Below are 16,623 nucleotides of genomic sequence, written 5' to 3'. Positions count from 1 at the left end.
ATTAGAGCACTTACTTATGTAGGTGCTTTTTTAGTCCACTTCTTTTTATAGCACTTAGGAAACTAGGTGCTATTTTTTAGTAAATAATTTACTTAAAAGAAGGAATATATCTTAAGATGTAGAAATAGTTATGTAAAATGGAGGTGTAATTATAATGGCAATAATAATGAATAATAATTGTGATGGTTCAACTCAGAGAAGTGTAGAATTCCTCAAGAGATATAAAGATGCCTTTGGAAATGTTATATCAGCTGAGATGTATGGTAAAGAAAATGAAGTCAATTATAAATTAGTATTAATTAATGATAAGAATGAAGAGATACATTTGATTAATTCATGCTCATGTGGATATTGGGGAGAAGGGCCAAGAGGAACATATGATATTCTTAAATTATGCGGTTTTAATATTACCGAAGAGTTTATAATGGAAAATGAATCGTTTAAGCTTGAAAAGTAGCTAAATGTTTTCATAAATTAAATATAGTGTTATAGATATAAGATAGATATTCTGAGTATATGATTATCTATCTTTTTATTTTGTATAAAATAAGGAGACATTATTAATATAACTAGAAAGGAACAAAAATTATTGTGGCTTAGAAGATACGAACGCAAACATAAAATTAATTCAAGTATTGGGGATTATTGCAGGATATTACATACTACAGTATTTACATTAATAAATAAGATAGTACCTGGGTTAGATACTAAGATTGTAGAAAGGATTAATGGAGATTTAAGGCAGAAATAAGTTAGGAGTGATAGTTTTGAATTTAAAAAAAATTACTACAAAACAATTACTAGAAGAAATATTAAAAAGAGAAGGTGTTAAATATGCTATAGCTGAACCTTATCAAAACAAGCAGATTAAGGTTAATGGTAGCTATAATAGTAGAAATTGTTGATTAGCCCATTCTCTTATATTGATAGCTTCCTTTTACATAAGAGTGAAGATAACTACCGTGTGATGATGCAGAAATTAACCCATTATAAACTGATTGAGGTACATTGTAATATTGATATATAGAACCAGTATGAAATTGCACCTCTAAAGTGTTAGAATAAGCATCATATCCTATAGAATAAATGTTTGAGGATGAAACTATAGTTCTTTCCATATAAACACCTCCTTTGATCACCATAATTCTATAAGAAGTGGTAAATTCCTTCAAAATAACTAATTAAAAGAAGAAATATATTCTAGAATGTAGAAATATAAGTTAAGGAGTGTGACAGAATGAATTCTAAAATAATAAAAATTATAGAAAGAACAGTAGGCAATGTTGAATTTACCGTGCAAGCTTTTCAATCTGAGTATGTATCAATAAAAGAACATATAACAATTGAATACAAAAAAGAAAATAGTATAGTTGATATTTTAGGAAGAAGTATTAGTTTTTAATATTACAACATCGAAGGCATAGATAAAGATAATATGAAAGTTAGTTTTTTATCAGAAGAAGAAATTTTTGAAAAAATTATAAATACTTTTGAGAATGGATATAAAGAAAATGTAAGGGAAGCTTCAGATAAAGGAGTTTTTGTATTATAAGAAAAGAGTTCTTAACAGGGCTCTTTTTTAATGCTTAAAAGTGATGTGAGACTGTGAAAAGAATTGTACTTTATACAAGATGGAACAAACACAACTTAGAGTGTGCGTGTTCCTTTTTTAATCCCCTTTGTAATAGGTGGGAAAAGTGTGAGGAGAATAAGTAACACTTGATCCTTATCAAGATATAGAGAGTTGTATGAGGCAGAGAAAATATAAAAGAGAGAATGGAAGGTTAAAACAGAAGTAGGTGAGGCTTATGTTAAAGGGCTGTAGCTATTGTGGTGGCATATATGATAGCCAATATATATGTCCCAAGAAACCTAAGAGAGAATATAAAATAACTGATATAGATAGATTTAGATGGGCTAAGGCATGGCAAAGGAAACAGATAAATGAAAGAGATGGATATATGTGTCAAGTATGTATAAGAAATATATACTTGACACAGCTTCAATGCAACTATAAGGATATAGGAGTACATCATATAGTGTCTATTGCAGAGGAGTGGGGCTTAAGACTAGAGGATAGTAACTTAATATGTTTATGCGACTATCATCATAGGATGACGGAGCGTAAGGAGATACCAGGAGAGGAACTTATTAACATAGCAAATCAACAAGAAAATGAATATTATGCGTGATAATGTCGGAATATATCCCCCTGAGGTAATCGATTAAAAAATTGATTTCTATGGACACCACGTACTCACATCTGTAAACAAAATATTCCCACATCAAATTTTCAAGAGATGAGATAATATTATGCCAATACCACCAAAGCCGTTTACAGTATTAAAAATAGAAGGTAAATCTCATAGGAATTAAAAATGAGAGAAGAGGGAGAGAAAGCTCTAGCAACTGGAACTCCATTAAAAGAAAGGCAAGAAGTAAAAGCTAATAAAAGTTAGCCCTTTATTAGCAGATGAAGCAGGGGCAATGGACAGCTATCCTATTGAAGCTATGAGATCATCACAAATTACATTATTTAATAAGTTAGGAATAATAATAAGTACTCAATACCCAAATGACAATAATGCTATGATAGATGAAATTGATATATCTAAAAAGGTACTAGATAGAGTTAATTTAAATAAAAGAAGATTTTCACTATTATACGAACCTGATGATGAATTTTTACTTGATGATAAGTGGCAAATAGAGGATTTAGTGATATATCAAAGCAATCCGATAGTTGTAAAAAATCAGTATATATTTGAAACTACAAAAGAAATGAGAGATATGGCTATTCTCTATGAAAATAAAAGAGAAAACTATCTTTGTAACAATATAAAGTATAAAGGCTTGGAGTAGAAGGTTACATTGAAGTTACGAAAGTTAGAGAATGCAAGGAGTTAGAAAATCTTGATTTTTGGAAAGGTAAAAAAGTATATTTAGGTTTAGACTTATCGCAAACAGATGATAATACTGCTGTCGCTATGGTTAGTCAATACAATAACAAGATTTATGCAAAGGTATGGGAATCTATACCTTTGCATAAAAGAGATTTCAAAAGTAAGAAAGAAAATGTAGATTATAAAAGGTTAATTAGGCTAAAGCAATGTTAATAGAGTTATTCTTCATAGATAGTGTAGATATAGAGTTACATAAGAAAGTAGGTGCAGAAAAATGGCTAGTGCAATTGTAGAAGGAATTGCATGTAAGTCTACACCTAATAATAGTAATTAGTATTCTTTAGATGATAAAGTTGGTATAATAAATGCCACAAGTGGTTTAAATGTAAGAGAAGGTAAAAGCACAAATTCTAAAATACTAGGTGTTTTGAAGCATGGAGAAAAAGTAAGATTATACAGGAAAGAAGGATATTGGATACAGATTTATTATGGGGCACATGGTGGATATGTATATGAGGATTATATAGATATATTGTAGTGAAAGGTAGTTTCTAGGGTAAAACTTAGGAACTACCTTTTTTATTTTGTCTAAATGTTGTACTTGTAATGATTATATAAAATATTACACTTATATTATAATAAAGTATTTTAATTCTAATATAAGTTATTAATATTAAATATATGATTTGCGCTTTTGGAAAATTTTATACAATTATGTCGAAAACTGTACAAGCTGTAAAATATATTATATTATAGAAGAAAATAAACCATCAAGACGACTAAATCAAGGATGGTTTTAGATTAATAAGTATTTCATTGAATATATACCTTTATTGTAACACATATTCGTTGAAATAAGAGTATAATGGAGGAATTTATGAATTTTGATGGAACAATTTTTATTAAAGATATTATAGTACATATTTTAGACCCAAAAGAGGATTATCATAAATTAAGTGACTTTAAAATAGAGTCACATGATGCTTTAAACAATCTAATAATCAAGTATATTACTACTTCACTTAAACATGATTCTAGAAGATTCTCAAAATTTAATATAGGTGATAATATTGTTAAACAGAGTAGTATTAATATATTGAATAATAATGATAATGATGAAAGTTTTATTGAACAAACTAAAAATATTTCTAAGGAATTATTCCGTTCAATGAAAGGAACAAATGCATCTCCAACAAATTTTATGATTATCAAATATAAACATGGAGATAATAATGCAGTAGCTCTTTTAAAACTAGATTTTAATGTTAACTTTTATACACAACCAGTAGAAAAAGATGGGAAAATTAAGGTTGATGTAAAAATCAATTCAGCTGGATTCAATTCTAAACAAAAACTCCAAAAATGCGTATTTATATATGACAGCATATTAATGGATGAAAATTCTGAAATTATTGTTTTAGATAAACAGTCGAAGGAAGAAATTAGTAATTATTTTGGGAGTACTTTTTTAAAATCAACTCTAGTAATAGATGCTAAAACTAATACGAAAAAAATGATAGATGAAGTTATAAATTTTATAAATGAAAAATATAATGATAATCCACAAGTACAATTAAATAAATCATATGAATTAACTTCATATTTTAAAGAATGTGATAATTTTGAAATCGACTCTTTAATTAATCGAGTGTTTGGTTCAGAAGATATTGGAAATGAATTCAAAGAAGCAATCAAAAACAAAAAACTAGATTATGCTTTTGAAATTGATAAAACAGTAGTTGAAAAAAGATTTAAAAGAAGAAGTATAACTACAAGTAATGGGATAACATTAAGGGCAAATGAGTCGCTATTTAATTCTCAAAGTATAGATATAGGAGAAAAAGATGACGAGGGTTTTGTAGATATAACGATTAAAAAGGTTAAAATAGTTAAAAATGAGTAAGTAAAATATTATTAATTTAATTAAGTTAAAAGGAGGTGTATATCTATGAATCTATTCTATGAATTTCTAAGTTCGCTGAATGACATGGGATATAAGAGTTATGAAGATGAAATAACTTTTAAATTAGAATTTAAAAGTTATGATAGAGTTAAAAAATTAGTTAGTTATAATTTACTACAAGAAATGAAGACGTGTTTTTCAAATTTTATTAGTTTATACATATGTAGTTCAATTAATGATGAACAAAATTTATTTGATTATTTGGATAACTTAGATGATTTTAATGAAGAAACAGAGCGGTTAAATGACAATTATAGTTTTAAATTAATATTTAGAAAACATGAATTTATAAAATCTCAAATAGAAGTAGATGATAAATTGTTGTATTTTGTAGAATATTCTAATTTTATTAATTATCTAAATAAGGATATTAAGTGCTTAGAAGATTTATTAGATATGCATTCCAAGAATATATTTATAATGGGGAATTCTAACGATTTCTTTTATAATAATTTTTATATGATTACTAATGTAAGAAGAAATGATTATAAAGAAGAAATATATACTTATTGTAACCATACTACTTTAATAAACACAGAAGATATTATAAAGAAAAGAAATCAATTATGTAATTGGATAAATAGTAGCCAGTTTCTAACTCCTGATTGTTTTTATGTAAATATTGAAGACTCTAGGTTTAATATTTCTAATAATGCTAAAATTTATTTATATAAAAAAACTATAGATATGATTATACCTTTTATAAGTAACTTCACTGGGAATAATGAAAATCAATATTTAAGTATTATAAATGGTAGTAAAAGAATTGAAGTTAAATATGATTTAAATTTAAATGATTATGAAAAAGATAGCTACTATAATCTATTTAAATTGTATTCGTGGATATATGAAAACTCTACTTTTGATAAAATTACTATATGTAGAAATGTAATAAGTATTTTAGTTTCTGCTAAATGCCAAGGATCTGTATATAAGACAATATTAAATAATAGCGATTGGTTAGTAAAATCCGTAGAAGGTAATTTTAAGGACTTTCTTATGAAAAATATAGAATCATTTTTCAAAGAAAAAAATACAGCAATAGAAAGATTAAATAGTAATATTATAGGAATAAATAATCAAATAAGTGAATTAACTAAATTAACTATTACCAATATGACATCTTTATTAGCGACCATTATAGCAGGAGTATTAGGCTATGTAGCAAAAGGAGACTATGTTTTTATAAAAATGTTAAGTTTTCTGTATACTATTTTTCTTTATATTAATTGCTTTTTTAATTTGCCTATAAGTATAATAAGAGCAGTTCAATATAATAATGATTTTCAATTTAATAGTAATTTATATAGGAAGCATCATCCAGATGATGATAATATAATGCAATTAATGAAAAGAAATTCTCTAAACAGGCTCATATTTCGTATATATACAGTCGCTAGTATATTGATAATAATTTTAATCACATATTTTGTTTTAACTACTGATATAAGGATATTTATAAAAAAATTTGAATAAAATGTAAGGAATAGAAAAGAACAAGGGCATAATAATGAACTATGAAAGTTATATTTATAAAGAATGCCCGTACAGAACAGGGAAAGAATTTGAAATCTGTCCTGTTGAAGCAGAGAAGCAAAAATATGAGAACTCTAAAAAAGCAGCTTAGAAAACTAGGCTACCTTTTTTTATTAAATTTTAAGAAACACAAAATGGTTGGGAAAATTTTTAATAAAGCTTTTATTTTCAATAGATTAAAGACTATAATGAAAATAGAGAATGGCTTAATACCAGTGGTTTAACCTTAACATGTGATGTAATTTAAAAAAGGATTATAGAAATTGTATCTAGTAACTCTCTTCAAATTTTGACCACACTATGACCACAGTTTATATTTTAAATGCTTGAAAATGCGTAAATTAATTTTATTTTTAGTCCATAACAGTTCAGGTGAAATAGTTGAGATTACTGCTAATGATAGTACTGAAAATATTAAGTTGGAAAAAGCCACTAAATAGCCTTAATTTAAGGTTTTCTAAAAATAGTGGAAAGTCAGTAACCTATACTTAATAGTATATCTTCATAGAATTATTTTAATTTTAAATTGAATAGGCTCTATAATACTATAAACTTTATACGATAATTGAAATATAAAGATGAATGGAGGAGATATTATGGATATAGGTGCAATGAGTATTGCTTTAAATCAAGGAAAAGTTCAAAATGCAGTGAGCTTAGCATTAATGAAAAAAGTAATGACAACATCTAATGTAAATATGGATGGAATGATTAAAATGATAGAGGCTGTTGACCCTAATTTAGGCAATAGTTTAGATGTAAAAGCATAGAAAACCAAGACATTAGTCACGGTTTTCTATGAACAGTTATACAAGTATAATAGATAAATTATCTTATAAAAAGAAGAGTTATTTAAACTTTTCTTTTTTTGTATATAATTCTAATTTTTATTTAAATCACATTTAGCTAATATGCCATGGGAGGACTTTGCATTTATGATAGCATTAATTACTGCTTTTTCCATAACTTCTGTAGCAAGCATTCCTACTACATTCATATCAGCTTCCACTACATTAGTAGCCATAGTAAATATTGTATCTCCATCAAACATAGTATGAGCAGGTCTAATAGTCTTTCCAAAACCATTATGTGACATAGAAGCAATTTTATTTGCTTCTGACTTTGTTAAAATTGCATTAGTACCAATTAATCCTATAGTGGTATTTCCGTTAAATCTGTTTACTTTGCTTTGATATTGATTTATCATTACATCTACAGTATTTATAAACCCATCTTTGCTAGAGTTTAAGGCACCGGCTATAATTTTACCAGAATTAGGATTAATTATGTCTCCAAGCGCATTAACAGCTACTATAGCACCAACTTTTAAATCACCAACTTGAATAGCATAAGATCCAAGACCACCTTTCATGGAAAACTCTGGTCCTAATATCTTTCCTATAGTTGCACCAGTGCCAGCACCGATGTTTCCTTGTAAATCATCATTATTGGTTTCTGAATGTAGACAAGCCTCATACCCCATAGTTTTATCGGGTCTAATTTTACTGCTACCAATGACTAAATCAAACAATACAGCACTACAGACAATAGGGACTTTTGTTACTCCTACGTCAAAACCAAGAGATTTTTCTTCTAAATATTCCATTACACCAGAAGAAGCATCTAAACCAAAGGCACTGCCTCCAGCTAAAACCACTGCATTAATTTTTTCAATCATTTCTGTTGGGTTTAATAAATCAGTTTCCCTAGTGCCAGGAGCACCACCTCTAACAGCAACCCCTCCAGTGGCACCTTCTTCACATATTACCACGGTGCATCCAGTAGAAGCTTCAAAGTTTTGAGAATGACCAACTTTAAGTTTATCTATATCTACAAATTTTATTTCTTTCATAACACATTCCGCCTTTTATAAATATTAAAAACTCCTAGTAAAGTAAAAAACTTGACTAGGAGTAAGGTATTTATTTTTTTAATTTTCTTACTGATACAACAATAGGTGTTACTATTACTGCTGAAAGTATTGCTTCAGGAATACCATTAGCTATGGCAGTTGTTGCACAAAATATTCCTGCTGCCTTTGTACTCCCTAAATTTAATGCTTGAGATAATTTCTCAGCATAAAATAAGTAAGCAAAACCAAGTACTCCACAAGTATTAATAAGTGAACCACAAATTGCAGTTACTGAAAGCCTTAAAGAAGCTTTCTTTACATTGAATAAGTGATAAATGTAATAGCTACCAATACCTATTAAAATTCTAGGTAATACTGCAATAATTGGGTTATAGAATAAAAAAGATGTTATTGTTGGATTTGAAAAAGCATCTACCATGCTAAAAATACCAAAAATTAAGCCAATTAATGCTCCAACGATTGGACCTTCAATAATGGCACCAATAATTACAGGTACGTGCATAATTGTAGCTTTCATTGTAGGTAACGGTATAAAACCTAATTTAGAAACTCCTAAAAAAATAGAAATTCCTGATAGCATACCAACAATAGCTAATTGCCTCACAGTTAATTTTGATTTTTTTCTTGTTGTTGGATTTAAATTTGTTTCCATGTTAAATTCCTCCCATTCTTATTCCATAAAAGGATATAATTCGGGTCTAATTAAAAAAATTATTAGACTAGTTCAGTTTCCGAAGAATACCGACAATAGTATTTTATCACTTGATAAAAAAAAATCAATATATAATATTAAATTTCTCCATTCCATTTTTTTAATGCTTCACGAACAGAGCGGGTCATTTCAAGAGAAAAATCTCCACCAGTTTTACGAGCATAGAGTACTTGTCCTGTATTTTCCCCATTGTAAGGATTATTTGGCATAAAGTTTTTATCCCATCCTTTGTAGCACTCTTTAATATCGTCATCAGTTAAATCAGCATATTTTTCACTATATACTGTATATTTTTTATCAAATCTTTTACGATATATTTTTTTCGTATCTTGGGGATAGTATCCTAAGGTCAACATACATATTGGAAAAGTATAATCTGGGAGATTTAATAGCTCTTTATGAAACTCATAATTCTCCATAATATCACCAATATAACAAGAACCAATTCCTAAAGATTCTGCAGATATAACAGCATTTTGGGCTGCAATAATTGCATCGTTAATTGCTAAAAATAAATCTCCTTCGGAAGGAAGCCTATATTTTTTATTGTTTTTAATACAATAATCTTTAACTTTACTAATATGAAAATATCTGTAGGTCCTGTGAAAATCGGCTAAAAAAATAAGAATTAATGGAGCTTTAGCAATAAATGGTTGATTATCACAACTTATACTAAGCTTCTTCTTAGTATCCTCACTTTCGATAGTTAAAATAGAATATAGCATCATATTTCCAGCAGTTGGTGCTCTCATAGAAGAATTTAATATAATATCTAAGTGATCTTCTGATATTTTTTTATCTTCGTATTTTCTTAATGATACACGTTCATTGATGGTTTTAATAACTTCATTCATAATGCAGTCCCCCTTAATTTTATTATGTATTATTCTATATATTTATATGTATTCCTTTAAGCATTCTTAGAAAATAAATGATTAGTGTTATATTCATTTTATTTGATTAGATATTTTATTTTTTTACTTCAATTATTTTTCTTATGTTATATTTTTAATCTATATTTTTATATGATATAATATGAATTGAAATTTAAATTTTAATAAATTGTTAATAGTGGTTTTATACTGAAAAAAGAGGTAATAATGAAAAAATTAAGTATTGATATGGAATTGTTATTAGAATTGAGTTCTTTTGATACAAGAGGGACAGGTCAAAGTTTTATAAATATAGAAAATGGTGATATAAGCTATATTCCTAAAGATATTATGGAGTCTATTGAGAAGAATACAGAATTATATGAATTAGAAGAGTGGCAAATAATTTTATTGGAAGAAGCAAGAGAAATACATAATAATAAAGATAAATACATATATATACCATTAATTGAAAGTGAGTTTGCCAATGAGGTGATGATAGATTTTGCTTCAAATATCAATGATGAAATGCTTAAAATTAAATTGTTATCCTTAATTGGAGAAAGTGAACATAAATTTAATATAGAATTAATTAATCATGATATTATTGAAGAATATTATGATTATAAAGATATGAGATTTATTGAGTATCTAATAAATTGGCTAAATGAAAAGGATATAATATTATACAATTGAGAATTGAAAATGGAGAATTGACAATTATGGTGGAAATTATTTTTAATCAAAATAATTTCTTTAATAAACTTTTTCACTAGCAATGTAATTGCTAGTTTCTTAAAAAAGTCACTTTGTAACTTGAAAAAAGATAAAGTCTAAATTTCTCAGCTTCTGCTGAGAAATATCCATAATTGTGAATTTTGCATTGTGAATTGAGAATTGAAATAACTTGTTCATTGTCAATAATCAATTCTCGATTATATAAATCTATAATAGGGGGATTTAGATGAAAAGTTTATTTGATAATGCTACTATGGGAAAATTATCTTTAAAAAACAGATTTGTTCGTTCTGCAACTTATGAAAGAAGAGCAAAGAATGATGGTCATTTAAACGATGAAATTTATAATATCTATGAGAACTTAGCTAAAGGGGGAGTAGGCCTTATTATTGGTAGTTATGCTTATGTAACTAAAGATGAACAACCTTCTCCTAAAATGTTAGGAATTTATGATGACTCCTTTATTGAGGATTACAAAATACTGGGGAAAATAGTTCACAAATATGATTGCAAATATATTCAGCAAATAGTGTATGGTGGTTCTCTGAGTAGTTTTGAAGTGGAAAACAGAGAAATACTAGGACCTTCAGCTATAGAAAATAAAATTACTAAAGTTACTCCTAAAGAAATGACTATAGAGGATATAGAACTATTGAAAAAAGCTTTTAGTGAAGCTGCATTAAGAGTTAAAAAGTCTGGTCTTGATGGAGTTCAAATACATGGAGCTCATGGATATCTATTATCTCAATTTTTAAGTCCTTATTATAATAGAAGAACTGATGAATATGGTGGAAATGTTGAAAATAGAGGAAGAATAATATTAGAAGTATATGATGAAATAAGAAAAGTAGTTGGAAGTGAATTTACAGTTACTATAAAAATAAATTGTAGTGATTTTGATGATGGTGCTACCTTTGAAGAATGTAAATATGTTTGTTATGAGTTAGATAAAAGAGGAATTGATGGGATAGAAATAAGCGGTAGTGGCAATTATAGTAGCGATGAAATAAGTTATAGAGATTCTGTCTTTAGAGACTATGGGAAAATTATAGCAGATAATGTAAATTGTAAAGTAATGATAGTTTGTAAAAATAATAATTTAAATACTATGGAAGAGATACTTAATAATAGTAAAATAGAATGCTTTTCAATGTCTAGGCCACTGATTTGTGAACCTGATCTTATAAATAGATGGGAATCAGGGGATAGAACTAAACCTAAATGTTTATATTGTGGTAACTGTATGTCTGTAGGAAAGACCTGCATACTTCATAACTGAACCTCTCACGACTAAAATCGTAAGGTTCTTAGGTACTATCCAAACTTCTTTTGGATAACCGATATTTGCTAAAGCAATATCGGTTGACACCAAATCTGGCCCGGTTTCCCTAAGACTTTATCGGGCAAAGTTTCCGTTGAAACTATTATCACCCTACGGAGTTTATCATATTGGCTCGGTTCAAAACCATATGCCCCAAAGTAGTATGGGCTTTTATAGTCCTATGCTACTTATTTGTTTTTTATCTAATTTTCTAATTCTTTCTATTTCTTTATTATGCAACTTAAAGAAGTTTTCAAAAGTTGCATTTGCTCTATCTATATCTATTTCTTTTAAGTTATCCTTTGTATTCATTATTAGAAATGCAGAATACATATCTCTTTGAATATTTCCTTGTTCAAATTCATTCCAACGTTTTGATAATGGCTTTTTAACATAAGTTTTTGTAAAGTGTTCAAATTGACTCGCTTTAACTTTGTAAGTATCTATTTTCTTAATTGAAAGACCGTAGTATTGAAGTTTATTATCTATAAGAGTTATAAGCATACTCGGTGCTTTGTTACCAAGAGATTTTCCAAATCTTTTCTTGCGATTAATCTTCTCAGTTTTCTCATTTACAGTAGTTTTTTTTGCTCTTTTTTGAAGTGCTTTAAAATTCATAGTTTCAACTCTTATATCAAGACCAAGAGAAAGTATATAATTAGCAAGTTTATTATGAGATTCTTTTCTCTTATCGGCTATTTTCCTTTGAATTTCTGCAAGTGCAAGTTTAGTTTTAATATAACCTTTACTTTGAACCCATTTCTCACGATTTCCTACTTTAATTGTGCCATCTTCATTGTATTTGTTGAGATTACTTGCTCTACGTTGTCTATCGAGTTTTCTTTGAAGAACTCTTTTAAGTTTTTCGTCTATATTTATATCTTCTGCAAGTTCTAATATTTTAACTTCTTTCTCACTTGCGATAGCAAGAGTAGAAGTACCAATATCTAAGCCTACACGAGCATTTTTGTTAATAGAAACCTTACAGTTTTTCTTTTGTAGTGGAACACCCTCAAAAGTCATTTGAACAAAATATCTATTTTTACCACGGATAACTTTTTTAACAAGTTTGCAAAACTTTAATTTATCTAAAAAACATTGATGTGCATACTCATCATTTCTTTTTATGATTACTGGCATTGTTAGCCCAAGCCATTCCATTACATTTCTATCTTCGAAATACCTAAAGCCTGTGAAATTTCCTTTTTCACGTACAGAATAGAACTCGCCATAGGCTTTAAATCTAACTTTCTTTGCTTCTCCAAACATTAGTTTTTCAAAAGAAGTAAAAGAACGTTCTGCGATTTCTTGAACCATTTGAGAACCTAAGTTTTGTTTAAACTTTTGCCCCATAGGTTTTACAAACTTGTTTAGATCAAACTTAGTTACACCAAAGTCTTTTCTAAGTTTATTGAATATTGCATTACGTTTTTTGCCTTTTTCCATTTTCATTGCAAGATCATATTCTTTTTGTCTTTGCATTAATCTATATCTTGAAAGAATTTCTCCAAGGCAAGCATTGTAGATTTGACGAGCAATATTTAATCTTTTTTCTAATATATTTTCTTGCCACTTTTCCGTTTTCAATGGAAGTGTCAAAACATAGTTTGCCACTAGAGAAATTCCTCCTTTATTTTTTCTATTGATTTTGAATATATTTTCTTATTTGTTCTTATTATTTAATAACTTCTATAATTTTTATTACTTTCATTATATGTTACCCTTAAGATGCTATATTATTAATAGAAAAAAGTCGTGACTTAAAGTCACGACCTTTTTATTTAGTTACTTTATCTAAAGCTATTTCTTTGTGAAAATCATAAGAAGCAGTATTTTCAATGAAAACTCTATGCCATATTAAAAATACAAGAATAGTCCATATTTTTCTACTTCTATCAAATGGTCCTCTTCTGTGTTCTTCAATAAGATCTAGAACTGCTTTTTTATTTATAAATTCATCAGCATTACTTTGTTTTACTATATTAACAGCCCAATCATAAAGCTCATCTTTTAGCCATAGACGAATAGGTACTGGATAACCTAATTTTTTTCTATCTATAGCACTAAGCATAGGAAGCTCTGATTTATAAGCTTCTCTTAACATATATTTAGTTACATGACCATTAATTTTTTCATCTAAAGTTAATTTTGAAGCAACGTTAAATACTTCTTTATCTAAAAATGGTACTCTTAGTTCTAAAGAGTGAGCCATTGTCATTCTATCAGCTTTAACTAATATATCTCCAGTAAGCCAAGTATTAAAGTCAACATATTGCATTTGGGTTACTTCATCATAATTTTTCGCTCTTTCATAGATATCTTTCATTGCTCTTGGGTAGGTATATTTACTATTATATTTTCTTAGTATATCTGGTTTTTCAGGATCTACAAATATTTTAGCGTTTCCAACATAACGTTCTGAAATTGGAGTACATCCTCTTTCTAAAAAACTCTTTCCTCTTGTGCCTTCTGACATTTTAGAAGACATAGATTTTAATAGCTTTTTAGCACCATTAGGAATATAGTCAAACATTTTTAATGATAGGGGTTCATGATATATAGTATATCCACCAAAAACCTCATCAGAACCTTCACCGGATAATATAACAGTTACATGTTTACTAGCTTCCTTTGCTATAAAGTAAAGAGGAATTGCAGCAGGATCTGCTACTGGAGAGTCCATATGCCAAATAATTTTAGGTATTTCATTAGCAAACTCTTCTGCTGTAATAATTTTACTTATATTTTCAACTCCTAGCTTATCAGCAGTCTCTTTAGCTAAATCAATTTCAGTATATCCTTCTCTATCAAAACCTATAGTGAAGGTTTTAATATCAGGTTTGAATTTTTTAGCAAGAGCAGTTACTACAGTAGAATCTATACCACCAGATAAAAAGGTCGCTACAGGTACTTCTGATTGCATATGAAGCTCAACAGATTTCTCTAATACATCTCTTATTTCCTTCATTCTTTCATCTTTTGGCATTGGAGTTGGATTGAATTGCATTGAATAATATTGGCTTATTTCATGTTTTTTCCCTAGTTCTTTTCTTATTGTATGACCTGGTTTTAAAATTTTAACATCCTCTAGCATAGTGTTTGGTTCAGGCACGAATTGAAAAGTCAAATAGTTGTGAAGAGATTCTTCATCAATTTTTTTATAAGTAGTATCTTTATTTGAATAGAAGCTTTTAAGTTCAGAGGCAATATATAATCCATTATCATTTTCTATATAATAGAAAGGCTTTATTCCAAACTGATCTCTTGCACCAAAAAATACATTTTTAGTTTTATCCCAAATTATAAATGAAAACATACCTCGTAATTTACTTACAAAGCTTTCACCATAATGTTTATAAAGGGTTGCTATAACTTCAATTTCTGAATTAGTATTAAATTCATATCCTTCTTTTATTAATTCTTCTCTTAATTCTAAATAATTATATATTTCACCATTGAACACTAATTCGTATTGACCATTTTCATGACTATAAGGTTGTCTTCCATTTGCTAAATCAAGAATGCTTAGCCTTCTAAAACCTAAATAAACATGGTCATCAACATATTCTCCATCTTGATTTGGTCCTCTATGAATAATAGATGCTGTCATTGGAGTTAACGCATCCTTAGTTTCAACATTCATTGGTGTATTACTAAAAAATGTTACAAATCCACACATGTTACTTCCTCCTTAGTGATGAATTTTATAATATTTTACTCTTATTTTTTTATTTTATCTTAATGAAAAAAACTGGTCAATATATAAAATGTCCTCACTATTATGTATTTTAACTTTCACAAATAATTTTATTCACATAAATTATAGTATAACACAGTTATTTATAGAATAGTTATAAAAAAAATTAAGATTAGACATATTTTAAGAAAAAATAAATAAAATTACATATGTAGATATATATTAACTTTTACTTACATAAAGTATTAATATAAAAAGTTATTTTGTCATATTTTAAAAAAAGAAAAAATATGGAAAAAGAAGGTAATTCCATTAAATGGTAGAATATCTTTATTGTAAAAATATCACAACAATTTAAGGAGAGAGATATAATGAGTAGTATAAATAAACTAGGTAAAAATATAGCCTTTTATTATTATGGAGATGATCATATGGTTATAAATATATATAAATACATAAAGGGTTGCATTAAGGATAATGTATATGTTTATTTAAATATTGAAGATAGACTCTATAATCTCTTATATAAATTTTTAGATGATACAGAAAAATTGATGATATGTAATGGAGCTATAGAAAATATAGTATTAAATAGTGATTTTGAGGTAATAAAAGAGTTTTTAGCACGATATAGGGATAATAAGGTTGAAAGTGGATTTTCCGATGTAAGATTTATAATTGATGTAAAAAGTATAATCAATTCAAGTAGTAAATTATTATTTAAAGATCTTTCAAATTCTTTATATGATATATGCTTAAATAATAATATGGTTGCACTATTATTATATGATTTTGGCGATTATATGAACAATGGAAAAACTATAGATAAAGATATTATAAAACTTTCTTATATTAATCATACTCATAGAATGTTTGTGGATGAGATAATACCTATTGAAGAGTTTATGAATAATAAGAATTTAGCTTAATTAAAATATTAACATATATATTTGCTAATATGTAACTAAAGACAATTTACCTTCATATTATATAAAAGTATATTACCGC

The 16,623-nt window shown here is 27.5% G+C and carries 19 protein-coding genes; 13 read left to right on the top strand and 6 right to left on the bottom strand.

The window, feature by feature from the left end; all coding sequences use genetic code 11:
• Positions 1-154 precede the first annotated feature (154 nt).
• Positions 155-457: a hypothetical protein gene (locus ACWPW7_RS14775; protein ID WP_454054126.1), complete on the top strand. Its 303-nt coding sequence runs from the start codon at positions 155-157 to the stop codon at positions 455-457.
• A gap of 310 nt (positions 458-767) precedes the next feature.
• Entirely contained in the window at positions 768-905 is a 138-nt protein-coding gene (locus tag ACWPW7_RS14770; RefSeq protein WP_454054125.1) for a BC1881 family protein, read from the top strand.
• On the opposite strand, the gene ACWPW7_RS14765 is transcribed toward ACWPW7_RS14770, so the two are convergent.
• Positions 906-1,118 carry a KTSC domain-containing protein gene (locus ACWPW7_RS14765; protein WP_454054124.1) on the bottom strand — a complete coding sequence of 71 codons (213 nt, stop codon included), beginning with the start codon at positions 1,116-1,118 and terminating at the stop codon, positions 906-908.
• Positions 1,119-1,237: 119 nt separating this feature from the next.
• On the opposite strand from ACWPW7_RS14765, the gene ACWPW7_RS14760 reads away from it, so the two are divergent.
• The 8 genes from ACWPW7_RS14760 (at position 1,238) to ACWPW7_RS14725 (ending at position 7,172) form a co-directional block, all read left to right on the top strand.
• Positions 1,238-1,402 (top strand): hypothetical protein, encoded by a 165-nt coding sequence (locus tag ACWPW7_RS14760; protein ID WP_454054123.1) that lies wholly within the window; start codon positions 1,238-1,240, stop codon positions 1,400-1,402.
• A 406-nt stretch (positions 1,403-1,808) separates the two neighbouring features.
• Positions 1,809-2,192 carry an HNH endonuclease gene (locus ACWPW7_RS14755; protein WP_454054122.1) on the top strand — a complete coding sequence of 128 codons (384 nt, stop codon included), beginning with the start codon at positions 1,809-1,811 and terminating at the stop codon, positions 2,190-2,192.
• A gap of 319 nt (positions 2,193-2,511) precedes the next feature.
• Complete coding sequence (locus ACWPW7_RS14750; protein WP_454054121.1) at positions 2,512-2,862, top strand: hypothetical protein; 351 nt, start codon at positions 2,512-2,514, stop codon at positions 2,860-2,862.
• A gap of 8 nt (positions 2,863-2,870) precedes the next feature.
• Positions 2,871-3,116 carry a terminase TerL endonuclease subunit gene (locus ACWPW7_RS14745; protein ID WP_454055516.1) on the top strand — a complete coding sequence of 82 codons (246 nt, stop codon included), beginning with the start codon at positions 2,871-2,873 and terminating at the stop codon, positions 3,114-3,116.
• Positions 3,117-3,330: 214 nt separating this feature from the next.
• The gene (locus ACWPW7_RS14740) at positions 3,331-3,441 is read left to right on the top strand and encodes a hypothetical protein (RefSeq protein WP_454054120.1); all 111 of its coding nucleotides are present in this window, start codon (positions 3,331-3,333) and stop codon (positions 3,439-3,441) included.
• 339 nt (positions 3,442-3,780) lie between these two features.
• Positions 3,781-4,806, top strand: coding sequence for a nucleoid-associated protein (locus tag ACWPW7_RS14735; RefSeq protein ID WP_454054119.1), 1,026 nt, complete (start codon positions 3,781-3,783; stop codon positions 4,804-4,806).
• A 45-nt stretch (positions 4,807-4,851) separates the two neighbouring features.
• Entirely contained in the window at positions 4,852-6,342 is a 1,491-nt protein-coding gene (locus ACWPW7_RS14730; protein ID WP_454054118.1) for a hypothetical protein, read from the top strand.
• A gap of 656 nt (positions 6,343-6,998) precedes the next feature.
• A complete protein-coding gene (locus tag ACWPW7_RS14725) occupies positions 6,999-7,172 on the top strand; it encodes a YjfB family protein (protein WP_069187809.1) in 174 nt (57 codons plus the stop codon).
• Between the two features lie 110 nt (positions 7,173-7,282).
• Here ACWPW7_RS14725 and ACWPW7_RS14720 read toward each other — a convergent pair whose 3' ends face one another.
• From ACWPW7_RS14720 to ACWPW7_RS14710, 3 genes are all read right to left on the bottom strand, one after another.
• Positions 7,283-8,254 (bottom strand): P1 family peptidase, encoded by a 972-nt coding sequence (locus ACWPW7_RS14720; RefSeq protein WP_454054117.1) that lies wholly within the window; start codon positions 8,252-8,254, stop codon positions 7,283-7,285.
• Positions 8,255-8,324: 70 nt separating this feature from the next.
• The gene (locus ACWPW7_RS14715) at positions 8,325-8,927 is read right to left on the bottom strand and encodes an ECF transporter S component (protein WP_454054116.1); all 603 of its coding nucleotides are present in this window, start codon (positions 8,925-8,927) and stop codon (positions 8,325-8,327) included.
• Between the two features lie 137 nt (positions 8,928-9,064).
• Positions 9,065-9,841, bottom strand: a complete 777-nt coding sequence (locus tag ACWPW7_RS14710; RefSeq protein WP_291565767.1) for a nitroreductase family protein — start codon at positions 9,839-9,841, stop codon at positions 9,065-9,067.
• A gap of 246 nt (positions 9,842-10,087) precedes the next feature.
• Here ACWPW7_RS14710 and ACWPW7_RS14705 point away from each other — a divergent pair, with 246 nt between their 5' ends.
• Together ACWPW7_RS14705 and ACWPW7_RS14700 are read left to right on the top strand one after the other, a co-directional pair.
• Positions 10,088-10,555, top strand: coding sequence for a hypothetical protein (locus ACWPW7_RS14705; protein ID WP_454054115.1), 468 nt, complete (start codon positions 10,088-10,090; stop codon positions 10,553-10,555).
• A gap of 268 nt (positions 10,556-10,823) precedes the next feature.
• On the top strand, positions 10,824-11,876 hold the full coding sequence (locus ACWPW7_RS14700) for an NADH:flavin oxidoreductase (protein ID WP_454054114.1): 1,053 nt from the start codon (positions 10,824-10,826) through the stop codon (positions 11,874-11,876).
• 213 nt (positions 11,877-12,089) lie between these two features.
• On the opposite strand, the gene ACWPW7_RS14695 is transcribed toward ACWPW7_RS14700, so the two are convergent.
• A complete protein-coding gene (locus ACWPW7_RS14695; protein WP_454054113.1) occupies positions 12,090-13,532 on the bottom strand; it encodes an RNA-guided endonuclease TnpB family protein in 1,443 nt (480 codons plus the stop codon).
• 163 nt (positions 13,533-13,695) lie between these two features.
• Complete coding sequence (gene asnB / locus ACWPW7_RS14690; protein ID WP_291565761.1) at positions 13,696-15,597, bottom strand: asparagine synthase (glutamine-hydrolyzing); 1,902 nt, start codon at positions 15,595-15,597, stop codon at positions 13,696-13,698.
• 389 nt (positions 15,598-15,986) lie between these two features.
• Here asnB and ACWPW7_RS14685 point away from each other — a divergent pair, with 389 nt between their 5' ends.
• A complete protein-coding gene (locus ACWPW7_RS14685) occupies positions 15,987-16,544 on the top strand; it encodes a hypothetical protein (protein WP_454054112.1) in 558 nt (185 codons plus the stop codon).
• The last annotated feature ends 79 nt before the right edge of the window (positions 16,545-16,623 follow it).

Source organism: Clostridium sp. Marseille-Q7071 (genome assembly GCF_965112025.1).
The sequence above is the reverse complement of the archived record's forward strand: the minus strand, read 5'-3'. Positions and strand labels throughout refer to the sequence as shown.